Raw genomic sequence first — 15349 nt, 5'->3', positions numbered from 1 at the left:
AGAAGCCCTTGCCACATGAAGCCGGCCACCGGCATCTGGACCGATGTCATGAGGGTGTAACAAAAACATCATTTCATAGCGTAGCCCGCCGGAATGCCCGGCAAGAACCGTTACGGAGCACCGCATGAAACTGCAGTCGGCCGGTCTCGCCGCCCTGTCCCTGGCCATCGCCCTGGCCATGACCGCTTGCAACAAGTCCGGCAACGACGCCCCGTCCACGGATGCGGCTCCCTCCGCCGGTGCTGCGGCTGGCCCCGCCGCCGGTGATGCCAAGACCGCGGAAATCGCCGGTGCTGGCGCCTCCTTCATCTACCCGCTGGTGTCGAAGTGGTCGGCCGACTACAACACCGCCACCGGCAACAAGATCAACTACCAGTCGATCGGCTCGGGCGGCGGTATCGCCCAGATCAAGGCCGGCACCGTCGATTTCGGTTCCTCCGACAAGCCGCTGGACAGCGCCGAGCTGGCGCAGGCGGGGCTGGGCCAGTTCCCCTCGGCCATTGGGGGGGTTGTGCCGGTGGTCAATCTCGAAGGCATCGAGCCGGGCAAGCTGCGCCTGACCGGCGCGCTGCTCGCCGACATCTTCCTGGGCAAGGTCACCAAGTGGAACGACCCGGCGATCGTCGCCGCCAATCCCGGCGTGACCCTGCCCGATACCAAGATCAACCTGGTGCACCGCTCCGATGGCTCGGGCACCAGCTTCAACTTCACCAACTACCTGTCCAAGGTCAGCCCGGAGTGGAAGGACAAGGTCGGCGAAGGCACCTCGGTGCAGTGGCCGGGTGGCGTCGGCGGCAAGGGCAACGAAGGCGTGGCCTCGTACGTCCAGCAGATCAAGGGCTCGATCGGCTACGTCGAGCTGGCCTACGCGCTGCAGAACAAGATGCCGTACGCGTCGCTGCAGAACGCCGCCGGCAACTGGGTGCAGCCGAGCGCGGAAAGCTTCGCCGCCGCGGCCGCCAGCGCCGACTGGAAGAACGCCAAGGACTTCAACCTGGTGATCACCAATGCACCGGGCGATCAGGCCTGGCCGATCACCGCCACCAATTTCATGTTGATGCACAAGCAGGCCAAGGACGCGGCACGTTCCAAGGCGGCGCTGGACTTCTTCAAGTGGTCGTTCGAGCACGGCCAGCCGCAGGCCAACGAACTGCACTACGTACCGCTGCCGCCGGAACTGGTACAGCAGATCGAGGCGTACTGGGCGGCTGAGTTCAAGTGACGCAATGGCGCGGCCGGGCCTTCGGCCCGGTCGCCTTTGCCATTGCGTCATCCCCGCGAAAGCGGGGATCCAGGGACTTGGCTGATGCTGTTGCGGTCGCCAGTCTCCCCACCAGACAAGCAACGTCCATGGATTCCCGCTTTCGCGGGAATGACGGAGCGACGGGTTTCTGCCCTCTCCCCCGAACAACGGCCTCCTCAACGGACCCCCAATGAACGCCACCGTCATTCCCGAAGCGATCACCGCCCCCCGCGGTCGCGACCTGCGCGACGCCCGCGCCGATCGCCTGTTCAAGCTGGTACTGACCGGCACCGTCGTCTTCGTCCTGATCGCCCTGGCCAGCGCCGCGTTGTCGATGTTGTGGGGTGGCCGGCATGCCCTGCAGATGCAGGGATTGAGCTTCTTCTACTCGTCCGAGTGGAACCCGGTCGAGAACAAGTACGGCGCGCTGGCGCCGATCTACGGCACCCTGGTCACCGCGTTGATCGCGATGGTGATCGCGGTACCGGTGAGCTTCGGCATCGCCTTCTTCCTCACCGAGGTCGCGCCGCGCTGGCTGCGCGGGCCGATCGGCACCGCGATCGAACTGCTGGCCGGCATCCCCTCGATCATCTACGGCATGTGGGGCCTGTTCGTGCTGGTGCCGGTGATGACCGAGTACGTCACCCCGTTCCTCAATGACCATATCGGCACGCTGCCGGTGATCGGACCGCTGTTCCAGGGCCCGCCGCTGGGCATCGGCATGCTCACTGCCGGCTTCGTGCTGGCGATCATGGTGATCCCGTTCATCTCATCGGTGATGCGCGAGGTGTTCCTGACCGTGCCGACCCGCCTGAAGGAATCGGCCTACGCGCTCGGTTCGACCAAGTGGGAAGTGAGCTGGGACATCGTGCTGCCCTACACCCGCTCGGCGGTGATCGGCGGCATCTTCCTCGGCCTGGGTCGCGCGCTTGGCGAGACCATGGCGGTGGCCTTCGTGATCGGCAACACCGTGCGCCTGTCGCCGTCGCTGCTGGAGCCGGGCACCACCATCGCCGCGCTGATCGCCAACGATTTCGGCGAGGCCACCGAGACCTACCGCTCGGCGCTGCTGCTGCTCGGCTTCGTATTGTTCATCGTGACCTTCGTGGTGCTGGCGATCGCGCGGTTGATGCTGATGCGCCTGTCGCGCAAGGAGGGCAACTGATGTCGGCCGTCTCGCAACGCCTGTACAACCGCCGCCGCGTGGTCAACGTGGTGGCGCTGCTGCTGTCCTGCGCCACCGCGCTGTTCGGCCTGTTCTTCCTGGCATGGATCCTGTGGACGCTGGTCTCCAAGGGCATCGCCGGCATCAATCTGGATCTGTTCACCAAGATGACGCCACCGCCGATGCAGGAAGGCGGCCTGGCCAACGCGTTCTTCGGCAGCGCGGTGATGTGCGGGCTGGCGATCGCGATCGGCACCCCGCTCGGCATCGCCGCCGGCACTTGGCTGGCCGAATACGGCAACGCGCGCAAGGCCGGCACGGTGGTGCGCTTCGTCAACGACATCCTGCTGTCGGCACCGTCGATCGTGCTCGGCCTGTTCGTCTACACGCTGTACGTGATGCAGACCGGCGGGCAGTTCTCGGCCTTTGCCGGCGCGCTGGCGCTGGCCTTCATCGTGCTGCCGGTGGTGGTGCGCACCACCGACGAGATGCTGCGGCTGGTGCCGGCGCAGATGCGCGAGGCGGCGCTGTCGCTGGGCATTCCGCAGTGGAAGGTCACCGTGCAGGTGCTGTACCGCAGTGCTTCGGCCGGCATCGTCACCGGCATCCTGCTGTCGCTGGCGCGCATCTCCGGTGAGACCGCACCGCTGCTGTTCACCGCGTTCGGCAACCAGTACTGGAACAACAACGTGTTCCGCCCGATGGCGAGCGTGCCGGTGGTGATGAACCAGTTCGCTGGCAGCCCGTACGAGTCCTGGCAGGTGCTGGCCTGGGCCGGTGCGTTGACCCTGACCGTGTTCGTGTTGCTGGTGAGCCTGGGCGCACGCGCCCTGCTGCTGCGCAACAAGATTTCCAATGACTGACCTTTCGCGGAAACCCGACATGAACGATCTCCACAACGCCGTACCCATGCACCGCATCGCCGTGCCGGTTTCTGGCGACAGGGCGCTGGCACCGGCCCCGGTCAAGCTGGCCGCACGCGGGTTGAATTTCTACTACGACAAGTTCCACGCGCTGAAGGATATCCACCTGGAGATCCCGGAGAAGCGCGTGACCGCGCTGATCGGCCCTTCCGGCTGCGGCAAGTCCACGCTGCTGCGCATCTTCAACCGCATCTACGCGCTCTACCCGAAGCTGGAAGCGCGCGGTGAGGTGCTGCTGGATGGCGAGAACATCCTTGCACCGAAGTACCCGATGAACCGCCTGCGCAGCAAGGTCGGCATGGTGTTCCAGAAGCCGGTGCCGTTCCCGATGACGATCTTCGAGAACGTCGCCTACGGCATCCGCCACCACGAGAACCTGTCCAAGGCCGACATGACCGACCGCGTCGAGCATGCGCTGCGCCAGGGCGCGTTGTGGGACGAGGTCAAGGACAAGCTGGGCCAGAGCGCGCTGGGTCTGTCCGGCGGCCAGCAGCAGCGCCTGTGCATCGCCCGCGCGGTGGCACTGCGGCCGGACGTGCTGCTGCTGGACGAACCGACCTCGGCCCTGGACCCGATCTCCACCAGCCGCATCGAGCAACTGGTCGAGGAGCTCAAGAACGACTACACGATCGCGATCGTCACCCACAACATGCAGCAGGCCGCGCGCGTATCCGACTACACCGCCTTCATGTACCTCGGCGACCTGATCGAGCACGACCGCACCGAAACGATCTTCTCGCAGCCGTCCAAGCAGCAGACCGAGGATTACATCACCGGGCGTTTCGGATGAAACGCCGGGATTCGGGATTCGGGATTGGGGATTCGCAAAAGCGAACCACCTGCCCCACCCCAGAATCTCATCTGCTTTTTCCAATCCCCAATCCCGAATCTCGAATCCCATCGCCATGAACAATCTGCCCAACGATCACATCGTCAAGAGCTACGACGACGAGCAGCACCGCCTGGTCGCCGAGATCGTCCGCATGGGCGAGACGGCGGTGGCACAGCTGGAGGCCGCGCTCGATGTGGTCGAGCGTCGCGACGACCACGCCGCCCACCGGATCATCGCCAACGACGAAGCGATCGACGCGCTTGAGCATTCCATCAGCCACGACGTGATGCGCCTGGCGCTGCGCGGGCCGATGGCACGCGATCTGCGCGAGATCCTGGTCGGGTTGCGCATCCCGGCCGACATCGAGCGCATCGGCGACTACGCCGCCAACGTCGCCAAGCGCTCGATCGCGCTCAACGCCGTGCCGCCGCTGCCGCAGACCGTAGGCCTGCGTTCACTGGGTGAGCTGGCCGCCGAGCAGGTGCGTGAAGCACTGCAGGCCTACCGCAGCAACGATGCCGAAGCGGCCATGCTGGTACGCGCTGCCGACGCGCGCCTGGATGCGCAATACACCGCGCTGTTCCGCGAACTGCTGACCTACATGATGGAAGATCCGCGCAACATCACCCCGTGCACGCACCTGCTGTTCATGGCCAAGAACCTGGAGCGCATCGGCGACCACGCCACCAACATCGCCGAGAACGTGTGGTTCCTGGTGCAGGGCGACCAGCCGTTGCCGCCGCGCGAGAAGCGCGACGACACCAGCACCACGATCAACGTGTGAAAGCAGCGTAAAGAATCGATACAAAACAACACGAAATGATCCGCGCGGAACGGCCGGTTTAATTGGGCGTTCAGCCCGGCGACCCTAGCGTGGCCCCATCGGCGGATACCGTCCGCCGCCCTGGAGAAACCACGATGAAACGTGTCATTGGATCGATGCTTGCCGTATCCCTGTTGCTGAGCGGCAGCGCGTTCGCCCAGCAGATGCCGCCACAGGATCGCGACCGCGACCACCACGAAGACCGCGACCACGGCCGCCAGGATCAGCACCGTCCGCCGCAGCGTGGTGAGCGCCTGGCCGAAGGCCAGCGCGGCGACCACATCCCCGATTACAAGCGTCACGGGTTGAAGAGGCCGCCGAGGGGTCATGAGTGGCGCAAGGTGGACGATCGCTACGTCCTGATTGCCGTGGCCACCGGCCTGATCACCAGCGTGGTCGTTCCGCATCATTGATCTTCGGTAGCCCGGAGTACGCCAGGCCCCGCCCAGCGCGGGGCCTGTGTTTTCAGGCACCCGGTCACGCGTCCGGCGCGGTAAGCTGCGGCCCGCATCCATCCGTCGCACACCACGGGAGCACACCATGAACCGCAACATCCGTCATGCCACGCTGGGCGCGGTCCTCGCAGGCGGCAGCCTGCTGGCCGGTTCCGGCTTCGCGATGAACGAACTGGCACAGGGCTATGCGTTGGGCGCCGCGCAGGAAACCCCGCAGCAGAACGACACGCAGGCCACCGGGGCCGCGCAGTCCGGCATGCAGGCACAGACCCCGACGGCCACGACGACCAAGACCGCACCCGACAAGCATCACGGCGCCGAGACCAAGCCGGATGCGAAGAAAGACCAGAAATCCGGTGCCGCCGACAAGCAGATGAGCGAGGGCAAGTGCGGCGAAGGCAAGTGCGGTGGCGCTGCCTGATCAACGGCAGACGATGCCTTCCCTGGCCAGTGACGCCGCAGGCCTTGGCCTGCGGCGCGGTCTGATCGGCCCGTTGCTGGAAGCGCCCGTGGGCGCCTTCGACTTTCTCGAATGCGCGCCCGACAACTGGATCGGCGTCGGCGGTTTGCCTGGCGAGCAGTTGCAGACGCTGGCGGCGCGTCATTCCCTCACCTGCCATGGCCTGTCGCTCTCGCTCGGCGGCTTCGCGCCGCTCGACGAGCAATTCCTGCAGCGCACCCGCACATTCCTGGATCGCCACGGCGTGGCGCTGTACAGCGAGCACCTGAGCTGGTGCAGCGACGAGGGCCAGCTCTACGAACTGATGCCGCTGCCGTTCACCGAGGAAGCCGTGTGCCACGTGGCAGCACGCATCCGCCACGTGCAGGACGTGCTCGGCCGGCGCATCGCGGTGGAAAACGTCTCCTACTACACCGAGCTGCCCTCGCCCGGCCACACCCGGCTGCCCGAGCCGGAATTCGTATGCGCCGTGCTGCGCGAGGCCGATTGCGACCTGCTGCTCGACGTCAACAACGTGCACGTCAATGCGATCAACCAGGGCTATGACGCACGCGGCTTCATCGACGCGATGCCGTCCTCGCGCATCGCCAGCTATCACGTCGCCGGTCATCACGACGAAGCGCCCGGCCTGAAGATCGACAGCCATGGCCGCGCAGTGCACACCGATACCTGGGATCTGCTCGCACATGCCTATGCACGGCATGGCGTGCATCCGACCCTGCTGGAACGGGATTTCAACCTGCCGCCGCTGGCGCAGTTGCTGGACGAGCTGGAACAGGTACGCACCCTGCAGCACGCCGCATCCCGCCAGGCCGCGACACATGCCTGACACCCTGCGCGAGACCCTGGCCACATTCGCCGCGCATCTGCGCGATCCGCCCGGCGCGCCGGCGCCGTCCGGTATCGATCCGCAGCGCCTGCAGGTCTATCGCCAGCTCTACGCGAACAATCTGCAGACGCTGTTGGCCGGCAACTTCCCGGTGATCCATCGCACGCTCGACGAGGCCGTCTGGCGCGGGTTGGTCGATGGTTTTGCCCGCGACCACCGCGCACGCTCGCCGCTGTTCACCGAGATCGGCCTGGAATTCATCGATTACCTGAGCGGCCTCGATCCGGTTTCGATACCGCCATGGCTGCCTGAGCTGGCGCATTACGAATGGATCGAGCTGGATCTGCAGCTCGACGACAACGCGCCGCCGCCGTATCTGCCCGATGGCGATCTGCTTGCCGGCCTCCCGCTGCTGTCGCCGTCCATCCGCGTACTCGGTTACCGCTGGCCGGTGCAGCGGATCGGCCCGGAGTTCCAGCCGGACACCCCACCCTCCGCACCGACCTGGCTGCTGGCGCGACGTGATGCCGGGCGGGTTCACTTCGCCGAACTGTCGCCACTGGCTGCCCGGTTGCTCGTCCTGCTCGGTGAGGCCGATACCTGCGGTAGCGAGGTCCTCGCGCGGCTGGCCGCCGAGGCCCGACCGGCCGATCACGATGCCTTCCTGCGCGAAGGCACGCAGTTGCTGCGGCGTCTGCATGAGCAGGGCACGATCCTGGGTACCGCCGTGCCTTTACCGTAGGAGCGGCTTCAGCCGCGATGGAGCTTTACCGGTACGGCCCCTTCGCGGCGGAACCCGCTCCTGCCACAGCATCGCCGTCGGGCCGTTTTGACGACCTGCTACCCTAGCGCGATGAGCAACAGCGTCGAAACCCCACCCGCTCCGTCCATTGTCCCGATGTCACGACGCTTCCGCGGCTACCTGCCGGTGGTGGTGGACGTGGAGACCGGCGGCTTCGACTGGAACCGGCATGCCCTGCTGGAAATCGCCTGCGTACCGATCGAGATGGACGAGAACGGCCAGCTGTTTCCGGGCCAGACCGCCAGCGCGCATGTGATTCCGGCGCCCGGTACCGATATCGATCCCAAGTCGCTGGAAATCACCGGCATCGTGCTCGATCACCCGTTCCGGTTCGCCAAGGAAGAGAAGGCTGCCCTGGACCACGTGTTCGCCCCGGTGCGCGCGGCGGTGAAGAAGTACGGCTGCCAGCGCGCGATCCTGGTCGGCCACAACGCCCACTTCGACCTCAACTTCCTCAATGCCGCGGTCACCCGCACCGCACACAAGCGCAATCCGTTCCACCCGTTCAGCGTGTTCGACACGGTGACGCTGGCCGGCGTGGCCTACGGCCAGACCGTACTGGCACGCGCGGCGCAGGCGGCCGGGCTGGACTGGAACTCGGCCGACGCGCACAGCGCGGTCTACGACACCGAGCAGACCGCGCGGCTGTTCTGCAAGATCGCCAACGCCTGGCCGACGCCGCCGGCGGGTTGATGTCACCCCACCCGTTCGTCATTCCCGCCAAAGCGGGAATGACGGTTCCTGACTCAGCCCTCTTTTAATGCCGCGGCGCGTATTCCGGCACGGCCCACTGCACCAACGCTTCCAGCCCGCCACCTTCGAGGTTGCGCAGCACCAGACTGGCGCCGTCCTTCTCGGCCAGGGTGCGGGCGATGGTCAGCCCCAGGCCGGCGCCGCCGGTCTCGCGCGAGCGCGAGGTCTCCAGCCGCACGAACGGATCGAACACTTCTTCCAGCGATGCCTCGGGCAGCCCCGGCCCGGTGTCGCGGACCCACACCGTGACCCGCGTGCCATCGCGGGTGGCGCCGACCCGCACCGAGTGGCCGTACTTGAGGCCGTTGTCGATCAGGTTCGAAAACAACCGCCGCATCGCCAGCGGCCGCAGCATCAGCACCGCACCGGCGCCGCCTTCGAAGCATGCATCCGCACCGGCTTCGGCGGCATCCTCGATCAGGCTCTCCAGCAGCGAATCCAGGTCCAGCGCGACGCGCTGCTCGGCGGTCTCGGCACTGCGCGCCAGTTCCAGTCCTTCGCGGATCAGCGCCTGCATCGCTGCCAGATCGGCGATCAGCCGTTCGCGCAAGGCCTCGTCGTCCACGTTCTCCAACCGCAGCCGCAGCCGCGTCAGCGGGGTCTGCAGGTCGTGGGTGATCGCCGCCAGCATCTGGGTGCGTTCGCCGAGATGGCGCTGCAGGCGCTTCTGCATCGCGTTGAAAGCCAGCGCGGCGCTGCGTACTTCGGTCGGCCCGCCCACCGGCATCGGTGCCCGTTGCAGGTCGCGTCCCAGCGCATTGGCGGCCGCCGCCAGCCGCTTGAGCGGCGCGCTGGCCATGCGTGACACCACGTAGGCCAGCAGCGCAATGGCGACGGCCAGCAACGACAGGAAGATCGGGTCGACCGGCGCGAAGCTCTCGCGTATCACCGCCGGCGAATCCAGCACCAGGCGCAGCGGCGTGCCATCGCTGAGCTTCAGCGACACCAGCCGGCAGGTCGGTGGGGCGAAAGCAGGATCGCGGCCGCCACGGGCACGCCTGCGGTCCTCGTCCGACTCCGGACGCGGCATGAAATCCGGCATGCGCGGCATGCAGGCCCGCGGCGAGACATGCTCGGCCGTGGCCTGCGCCAGCAGGCCGCCGCGCGCGGTCAGCACTGTCGAGAAGCCGCTGTCGTGGCCGCGTCCGACCGCCTGCGCCGACGCCGGCCGCACGCCCGGCCCGCCCAGGCCGAGCAGGCGCCCGCGCAACTCGGCGTTGGCGCCGTCGAGCAACTGCACGAAATCCTGCAGCCGGTCGGCAGCGCGCGCCACGCTCTGACGATCGAAGTCCTGTCGGCGCTTGGCATTGGCCAGCAGCGTCGCCACCACCGCCGCCGCCAGCATGCCGGCCAGCAGGATCAGGAACAGCCGCCCTGCCATCGACGCCAGGTAGCGCCGCAGCCCGGCGATCATCCCAGCGTCACCGGTGCGGCCAGCACGTAGCCCTCGTTGCGCACGGTCTTGATCAGCCCGTCGGCACCGCCGGCCTCGCCCAGCTTCTGGCGCAGGCGGCTGACCTGCAGGTCGATCGCGCGGTCCTGCGCTTCGTACTGGCGGCCGCTGCTCAGCGCCACCAGCTGCTCGCGCGAGAGCACCTTGTTGGCATGGCCGACGAACACCCGCAGCAAACGGAATTCGGCGCCGGACAGCACCACCACGCGCCCGGCCGGATCGACCAGATGGCGATGTTCCAGGTCGAAGGTCCAGCCGGCAAAGGCGGCACGGCGGATCGCCAGCGGCTCCAGGTTGGCCGGCAGCGCCTCGGTCCGGCGCAGCACATTGCGGATCCGCGCGAGCAGCTCGCGCGGCTCGAACGGTTTGGCCAGGTAATCGTCGGCGCCCATTTCCAGGCCGAGCACGCGATCGATCGGCTCGGCACGCGCGGTCAGCATGATCACCGGCGTGACCGAGCGCGCACGCAGGTCGCGGCACAGGGTGAGGCCGTCCTCGCGTGGCAGGTTGAGATCGAGCACGATCAGGTCGACGTGTTCGCGGTCGAGTATCTGGCGCATCTGGGTGCCGTCGGCGGCGATGCTGACCAGATAGCCGGCGCGGCCGAGCTGCTCGGCCAACAGCGTGCGGATGTCGGCATCGTCGTCGACGATCAGCAGGCGGTGCATGGTGTGTTCTTCCCTCATGGCGCGATCATCCATCGTAGCCGATCACCGTGTCAGGCCCGGCATGCAACGCAAGATGTCGCCCCCGCTCGCCGATACCTGCAGACACCTCCACGCTGAATTGGACACACGCCGATACACGCCGTGCGTTGAGACGCCGCACCGGCAGCCACCAGACTGAACGCAACGCCGCAAGCACGGCATCGCCGAGTCAACACCCCGTGAAACCCCGCCTGCCGAGCACCCGACGCGGCCGCGTCGTCCTCGCCTTCGTGATCGTGCTGGTCGCGATCGCCGCCCTGATGATGTGGCTGCGCCGGCCCGCGCCGCCGACGCTGGCAACCTCGCCGGTGACACGCACGACGATCGAGAAGACCGTCGAGGCCACCGGCACCATCAAGCCCTCGCAACTGGTCAGCGTCGGCGCGCAGGTATCCGGACGGATCGAATCGTTGAAGGTCCAGCTTGGCGACCACGTCAAGGCCGGCGACCTGATCGCCGAGATCGATTCGCGCACCCAGCTCAACACGCTCAAGAACGCGCAGGCGGCACTCGAGAACGCGCGCGCCACCCGGCAGGTGCAGGTGGCGAGCCTGCGTCAGTACGAACTGGCATTCCAGCGCCAGAAGACCATGCTCGCGGCCGAAGCCACCTCGCAGGCCGACTACGACAGCGCCCAGGCCAACCTGGACTCGACCCGCGCGCAGATCGTCGCGCTCGATGCCACCATCGCCCAGCAGCAGACCACGGTCGACACCGCGCAGACCAACCTGGGCTACACCAAGATCACCGCGCCGATGGACGGCACCGTGCTGGCGATCGTCTCCAAGCAGGGCCAGACGGTGAACGCCAGCCAGAGCGCGCCGACCATCGTGATGCTCGGCAGCCTGGACAAGATGACGGTCTATGCCGAGATCTCCGAGGCCGACGTGATCAAGGCCAAGGTCGGCCAGAACGTCTACTTCACCATCCTCGGCAACCCCGACAAGCGCTACACCAGCACGCTGCGTGGCATCGCGCCGGCGCCGGAGTCGATCACCAACGAGGACAGCACCTCCTCCAGCAGTTCGTCCAGCTCGTCCAGTTCCTCGTCGAGCACGGCGATCTACTACTACGGGCTGTTCGACGTGGACAACCTGGAAGGCGAGCTGCGCACCTACATGACCGCGCAGGTCAGCATCCTGCTCGGCGAGGCCAGGAACGTACTGTCGATCCCCTCCGCCGCGCTCGGCCCGAAACTGCCGGATGGTCAGTACGTGGTGCGCGTGGTCGGCAAGGACGGCCATCCGCAGCCGCGCAAGATCACGGTCGGCCTGGACAACAACGCCAGCGCCGAAGTGAAGAGCGGGCTGGCCGAAGGCGAGCAGGTCGTGGTCGGCGAAGCCACCGACGCGACCCGCGCTGCCGCCAGCGAGAAACAGGGCCTGCGTCGCGGCCCCGGCGGCGGCCCGGGCGGCCCGCCGCCGATGATGTGAGGAGGCCGGCGTGAGCGAAGCACTGCTGCAACTGCGCGATCTGCGCCGCGAGTTCCCGTCGGGCGATGAAACCCTCGTCGTGCTGCGGGACATCGATCTGGACATCGACGTCGGCGAGATGGTCGCCATCGTCGGCCAGTCCGGCTCGGGCAAATCGACGCTGATGAACATCCTCGGCTGCCTGGATCGCCCCACCACCGGCAGCTACCGCGTGGCCGGGCGCGAAACCGGGCAGATGACGCCGGACGAACTGGCGCAGCTGCGCCGTGAGCACTTCGGCTTCATCTTCCAGCGCTATCACCTGCTCAGCGACCTGCAGGCCACCGGCAACGTCGAGGTGCCGGCGGTGTATGCCGGCGTGCCCGGCGCTGCGCGCAACGCGCGCTCGGCCGAGCTGTTGGCGCGGCTCGGTCTCTCCGATCGCACCACCCACAAACCCGGCCAGCTCTCCGGCGGCCAGCAGCAGCGCGTGTCGATCGCGCGTGCGCTGATGAACGGCGGACAGGTGATCCTGGCCGACGAGCCGACCGGCGCGCTCGACAGCCGCTCCGGCGAGGAAGTGATGGCGATCCTCGGCGAGCTGCATGCCGAAGGCCACACCATCATCATCGTCACCCACGACATGTCGGTGGCGCGGCACGCCCAGCGCATCATCGAACTGCACGACGGCGCGGTCATCGCCGACCGTGCGAACCCTGACGTCGCCGCCACCCGCGCGCGTCGCCGCGATGGTCAGCGCCCGGCCAGCGGCAGCGCCTGGCAAGGCATCCGCGACCGCTTCGTCGAAGCGTTCCGGATGGCACTGCTGGCGATGAACGCGCATCGCCTGCGCACCTTCCTGACCATGCTCGGCATCATCATCGGCATCGCCTCGGTGGTGTCGGTGGTCGCGCTCGGCAACGGCTCGCAGCAGCAGATCCTGTCCAACATCAACGCGCTGGGTACCAACACCATCGAGGTCTATCCCGGCAGCGGTTTCGGCGACATGCGTTCGGGCCGCGTGCAGACGCTCAAGGCCAAGGATGCGATCGCGTTGTCCCAGCAGAGCTTCGTGGACAGCGCCACCCCGAATGTCTCCGACTCGGTCACCGCGCGCTACCAGAACAAGTCCTCCACCGCGACCACCAATGGCGTCGGCGAACAGTACTTCCGGGTCAAGGGCCTGCAGATCGCCGAGGGTGCGTTCTTCGACAACGATGCCGTCAACGGCATCTCCCAGGTCGCGGTGATCGACCAGAACACGCGCAAAGCGTTCTTCGGCGAGCGCGAGGATCCGATCGGCAAGGTGATCCTGCTGGGCAACGTGCCGGTCAAGGTCGTCGGCGTCATCAAGAAGCTGACCAGCGGATTCGGCAGCAGCTCGTCACTGAGCATCTGGGTGCCCTACACCACCGCGATGTCGCGCATGCTCGGCCAGACCTACGTCTCTTCGATCACCGTGCGCGTGTCCGACGACACGCCGATGGATGCGGCCGAGCAGGCGGTCACCCGCCTGCTCAAGCTGCGTCACGGCAGCGAGGATTTCTTCCTCAGCAACAGTGCCGAGATCCGCGAAACGATCGAGAAGACCACCCGCACGATGACCTTGATGATCGGCGCGATCGCCGCGATCGCGCTGGTGGTCGGCGGCATCGGGGTGATGAACATCATGCTGGTGTCGGTCACCGAGCGTACCCGCGAGATCGGCGTGCGCATGGCGGTCGGCGCGCGCCAGAGCGACATCATGCAGCAGTTCCTGATCGAGGCCGTGCTGGTGTGCTTGTTCGGCGGCGTGCTCGGTGTCGCGCTGGCGCTCGCGCTGGGCTGGGCGTTCGAGGCCGCCGGCGGCAGCTTCAGCATGATCTTCTCGACCGGCTCGATCGTCGCCGCCTTCGTCTGCTCCTCGCTGATCGGCGTGATCTTCGGCTTCCTGCCGGCCCGCAATGCCGCCCAACTCGATCCCGTCGACGCCCTGGCCCGCGAATGAACCCTTCCCATCGTCTCCTCTCCGCCGCGCTGGCCGCCGTGCTGTTGGCCGGCTGCGTCAGCACCGGCCAATACCGTGCCGACCCGATCGCCGTCGCCTCCGACTACGGCCGTGGCGATGCCGTGCGCAACACACCCGATCAGACGCTGCTGCTGCAGACCACCTACCCCGCCCATGACGTTGCCGCCGATGCCTGGTGGCGCGGCTTCGGCGATGCACGCCTGGATCGCATGGTCGAGCAGGCATTGGCCGTCAACAGCGATCTCGCCGCCGCCGGCCTGACCCTGCGTCAAGCGCGGCTGGAAGCCGGCCTGGCCGAAGCCGACCTATGGCCGACTGCCAGTGGTAGCGCCAGTGGCTCTGCCAGTCGCGCCACCAACTACCACGACACATTCACTCGCGACTACAACACCAGCGCATCGCTGAGCTGGGAGATCGACCTGTGGGGCAAACTGCGCGCCCAGCGCGACGTCGCCCGCTGGGAAGCGGTGGCCACCGATCAGGACCGCGAGAACACCGCGCTGGCGCTGGTCGGCGAAGTCTGCAGCGACTACTGGCAGCTGGCCTATCTCAACCAGAGCATCGCCGCCGGCGAACAGAACCTGCAGCGCCTGGAGAAGACCCGGCAGCTGGTGCAGGTGCAGTTCCGAGCCGGGCATGTCTCTGGACTGGAGATGCGCGAGGCCGAGCAGAACCTGGAAAGCCAGCGCACCAGTCAGAGCCAGTTGCTGCAGCAACGCGTGGAGGTGCGCAACGCGATCACCGTGCTGCTCGACGGCCACCCCTGGCCGCAAGCCGACGAACCGCAGGATCTGGATGCCGCCACCAGCCCCGCACTGGAGCCGGGCGTACCCGCCGAACTGCTGGCACGCCGCCCGGACCTGCGCGCGGCCGAGCTGCGCCTGCGCGAGTCGCTGGCGCAGATCAAGGCGACCGCACGCAGCTACTACCCCGCCCTGAGCCTGACCGGTTCGATCGGCTCCAGCAGCACCGCGTTGTCGGACGTGCTCAAGAACCCGGTCGCCACGCTCGGCGCCGGCCTGACGCTGCCGTTCCTGGACATCGCCAAGGCACGCCTCAACACCCACATCGCCGGCACCCAGTACGAGATTGCCGCGACCCAGTTCCGCACCACGCTCTACACCGCGTTGGGCGAGGTCGACAACGCACTGTCAGCACGCGAACAGCTCAGCGCGCAGGTTGAATCGGCACGCAAGTCGTACCAGGCCGCGCGTGACATCGAACGGATGTACGAAGTGCGCTATCGCGCCGGTGCCGCAGACCTGCGTACCTGGCTGGACGCGCAACAGACCCTGCGCGAATCCGAGCTGTCACTGGCGCAGGCCCGGCTCGACCAGCTCGACAATGACGTGACGCTGTATCAGGCGCTGGGGGGCAGCGCGAACCCCTCGTCGTAGATCGACTTCAGGGCGGATCGGAGCAGATAAGCGCTGGGGCCTTACCGGCGTTCCTTCAGTTCGTCATCCCCGCGAAAGCGGGGATCC

15 protein-coding genes are annotated in these 15349 nt (G+C 67.1%); 13 read left to right on the top strand and 2 right to left on the bottom strand.

From position 1 onward, the window contains the following. Positions 1-124 precede the first annotated feature (124 nt). From pstS to rnt, 10 genes are all read left to right on the top strand, one after another. Positions 125-1222, top strand: a complete 1098-nt coding sequence (gene pstS, locus AC3WJE_RS10220) for a phosphate ABC transporter substrate-binding protein PstS (protein ID WP_493730684.1) — start codon at positions 125-127, stop codon at positions 1220-1222. Between the two features lie 211 nt (positions 1223-1433). Then, positions 1434-2408: a phosphate ABC transporter permease subunit PstC gene (gene pstC / locus AC3WJE_RS10215; RefSeq protein ID WP_493730683.1), complete on the top strand. Its 975-nt coding sequence runs from the start codon at positions 1434-1436 to the stop codon at positions 2406-2408. After that, positions 2408-3271: a phosphate ABC transporter permease PstA gene (pstA, locus tag AC3WJE_RS10210; protein ID WP_493730682.1), complete on the top strand. Its 864-nt coding sequence runs from the start codon at positions 2408-2410 to the stop codon at positions 3269-3271. Before pstC ends, pstA begins: the two co-directional genes overlap by 1 nt. Before the next feature lie 46 nt (positions 3272-3317). Beyond that, positions 3318-4121, top strand: coding sequence for a phosphate ABC transporter ATP-binding protein PstB (pstB, locus tag AC3WJE_RS10205; protein ID WP_493730717.1), 804 nt, complete (start codon positions 3318-3320; stop codon positions 4119-4121). Positions 4122-4236: 115 nt separating this feature from the next. Next, positions 4237-4947 (top strand): phosphate signaling complex protein PhoU, encoded by a 711-nt coding sequence (phoU, locus tag AC3WJE_RS10200; protein WP_493730681.1) that lies wholly within the window; start codon positions 4237-4239, stop codon positions 4945-4947. Between the two features lie 134 nt (positions 4948-5081). Next, complete coding sequence (locus tag AC3WJE_RS10195; protein WP_493730680.1) at positions 5082-5399, top strand: RcnB family protein; 318 nt, start codon at positions 5082-5084, stop codon at positions 5397-5399. A 127-nt stretch (positions 5400-5526) separates the two neighbouring features. Further along, positions 5527-5862 carry an HvfA family oxazolone/thioamide-modified RiPP metallophore gene (locus tag AC3WJE_RS10190; RefSeq protein WP_493730679.1) on the top strand — a complete coding sequence of 112 codons (336 nt, stop codon included), beginning with the start codon at positions 5527-5529 and terminating at the stop codon, positions 5860-5862. A gap of 13 nt (positions 5863-5875) precedes the next feature. Continuing rightward, positions 5876-6730: an HvfB family MNIO-type RiPP peptide maturase gene (locus tag AC3WJE_RS10185; RefSeq protein ID WP_493730678.1), complete on the top strand. Its 855-nt coding sequence runs from the start codon at positions 5876-5878 to the stop codon at positions 6728-6730. After that, positions 6723-7472, top strand: coding sequence for an HvfC family RiPP maturation protein (locus AC3WJE_RS10180; RefSeq protein ID WP_493730677.1), 750 nt, complete (start codon positions 6723-6725; stop codon positions 7470-7472). The genes AC3WJE_RS10185 and AC3WJE_RS10180 overlap by 8 nt, the downstream gene beginning before the upstream one ends. A 111-nt stretch (positions 7473-7583) precedes the next feature. After that, on the top strand, positions 7584-8225 hold the full coding sequence (rnt, locus tag AC3WJE_RS10175) for a ribonuclease T (RefSeq protein ID WP_493730676.1): 642 nt from the start codon (positions 7584-7586) through the stop codon (positions 8223-8225). A 64-nt stretch (positions 8226-8289) separates the two neighbouring features. On the opposite strand, the gene AC3WJE_RS10170 is transcribed toward rnt, so the two are convergent. Both AC3WJE_RS10170 and AC3WJE_RS10165 read right to left on the bottom strand, forming a co-directional pair. Next, positions 8290-9699, bottom strand: coding sequence for an ATP-binding protein (locus tag AC3WJE_RS10170; protein WP_493730675.1), 1410 nt, complete (start codon positions 9697-9699; stop codon positions 8290-8292). After that, positions 9696-10424, bottom strand: a complete 729-nt coding sequence (locus AC3WJE_RS10165) for a response regulator (RefSeq protein WP_493730674.1) — start codon at positions 10422-10424, stop codon at positions 9696-9698. Before AC3WJE_RS10165 ends, AC3WJE_RS10170 begins: the two co-directional genes overlap by 4 nt. A gap of 200 nt (positions 10425-10624) precedes the next feature. On the opposite strand from AC3WJE_RS10165, the gene AC3WJE_RS10160 reads away from it, so the two are divergent. The 3 genes from AC3WJE_RS10160 to AC3WJE_RS10150 are packed head-to-tail and all read left to right on the top strand — an operon-like array spanning position 10625 to position 15262. Further along, a complete protein-coding gene (locus AC3WJE_RS10160; protein ID WP_493730673.1) occupies positions 10625-11878 on the top strand; it encodes an efflux RND transporter periplasmic adaptor subunit in 1254 nt (417 codons plus the stop codon). Between the two features lie 10 nt (positions 11879-11888). Continuing rightward, positions 11889-13844, top strand: a complete 1956-nt coding sequence (locus AC3WJE_RS10155) for a MacB family efflux pump subunit (protein ID WP_493730672.1) — start codon at positions 11889-11891, stop codon at positions 13842-13844. Beyond that, positions 13841-15262, top strand: coding sequence for an efflux transporter outer membrane subunit (locus AC3WJE_RS10150; protein ID WP_493730671.1), 1422 nt, complete (start codon positions 13841-13843; stop codon positions 15260-15262). Before AC3WJE_RS10155 ends, AC3WJE_RS10150 begins: the two co-directional genes overlap by 4 nt. Positions 15263-15349: the final 87 nt, after the last annotated feature.

Source organism: Pseudomonas sp. GW821-FHT07E12, assembly GCF_058986605.1.
This window is presented reverse-complemented; position numbering and strand designations above follow the sequence as displayed.

Bases quoted from the DNA above. Each gene is read 5' to 3' on its own strand.
- pstS (WP_493730684.1), top strand. From the start codon at position 125: ATGAAACTGCAGTCGGCCGGTCTCGCCGCCCTGTCCCTGGCCATCGCC.
- pstC (WP_493730683.1), top strand. From the start codon at position 1,434: ATGAACGCCACCGTCATTCCCGAAGCGATCACCGCCCCCCGCGGTCGC.
- pstA (WP_493730682.1), top strand. From the start codon at position 2,408: ATGTCGGCCGTCTCGCAACGCCTGTACAACCGCCGCCGCGTGGTCAAC.
- pstB (WP_493730717.1), top strand. From the start codon at position 3,318: ATGCACCGCATCGCCGTGCCGGTTTCTGGCGACAGGGCGCTGGCACCG.
- phoU (WP_493730681.1), top strand. From the start codon at position 4,237: ATGAACAATCTGCCCAACGATCACATCGTCAAGAGCTACGACGACGAG.
- AC3WJE_RS10195 (WP_493730680.1), top strand. From the start codon at position 5,082: ATGAAACGTGTCATTGGATCGATGCTTGCCGTATCCCTGTTGCTGAGC.
- AC3WJE_RS10190 (WP_493730679.1), top strand. From the start codon at position 5,527: ATGAACCGCAACATCCGTCATGCCACGCTGGGCGCGGTCCTCGCAGGC.
- AC3WJE_RS10185 (WP_493730678.1), top strand. From the start codon at position 5,876: ATGCCTTCCCTGGCCAGTGACGCCGCAGGCCTTGGCCTGCGGCGCGGT.
- AC3WJE_RS10180 (WP_493730677.1), top strand. From the start codon at position 6,723: ATGCCTGACACCCTGCGCGAGACCCTGGCCACATTCGCCGCGCATCTG.
- rnt (WP_493730676.1), top strand. From the start codon at position 7,584: ATGAGCAACAGCGTCGAAACCCCACCCGCTCCGTCCATTGTCCCGATG.
- AC3WJE_RS10170 (WP_493730675.1), bottom strand. From the start codon at position 9,699: ATGATCGCCGGGCTGCGGCGCTACCTGGCGTCGATGGCAGGGCGGCTG.
- AC3WJE_RS10165 (WP_493730674.1), bottom strand. From the start codon at position 10,424: ATGAGGGAAGAACACACCATGCACCGCCTGCTGATCGTCGACGACGAT.
- AC3WJE_RS10150 (WP_493730671.1), top strand. From the start codon at position 13,841: ATGAACCCTTCCCATCGTCTCCTCTCCGCCGCGCTGGCCGCCGTGCTG.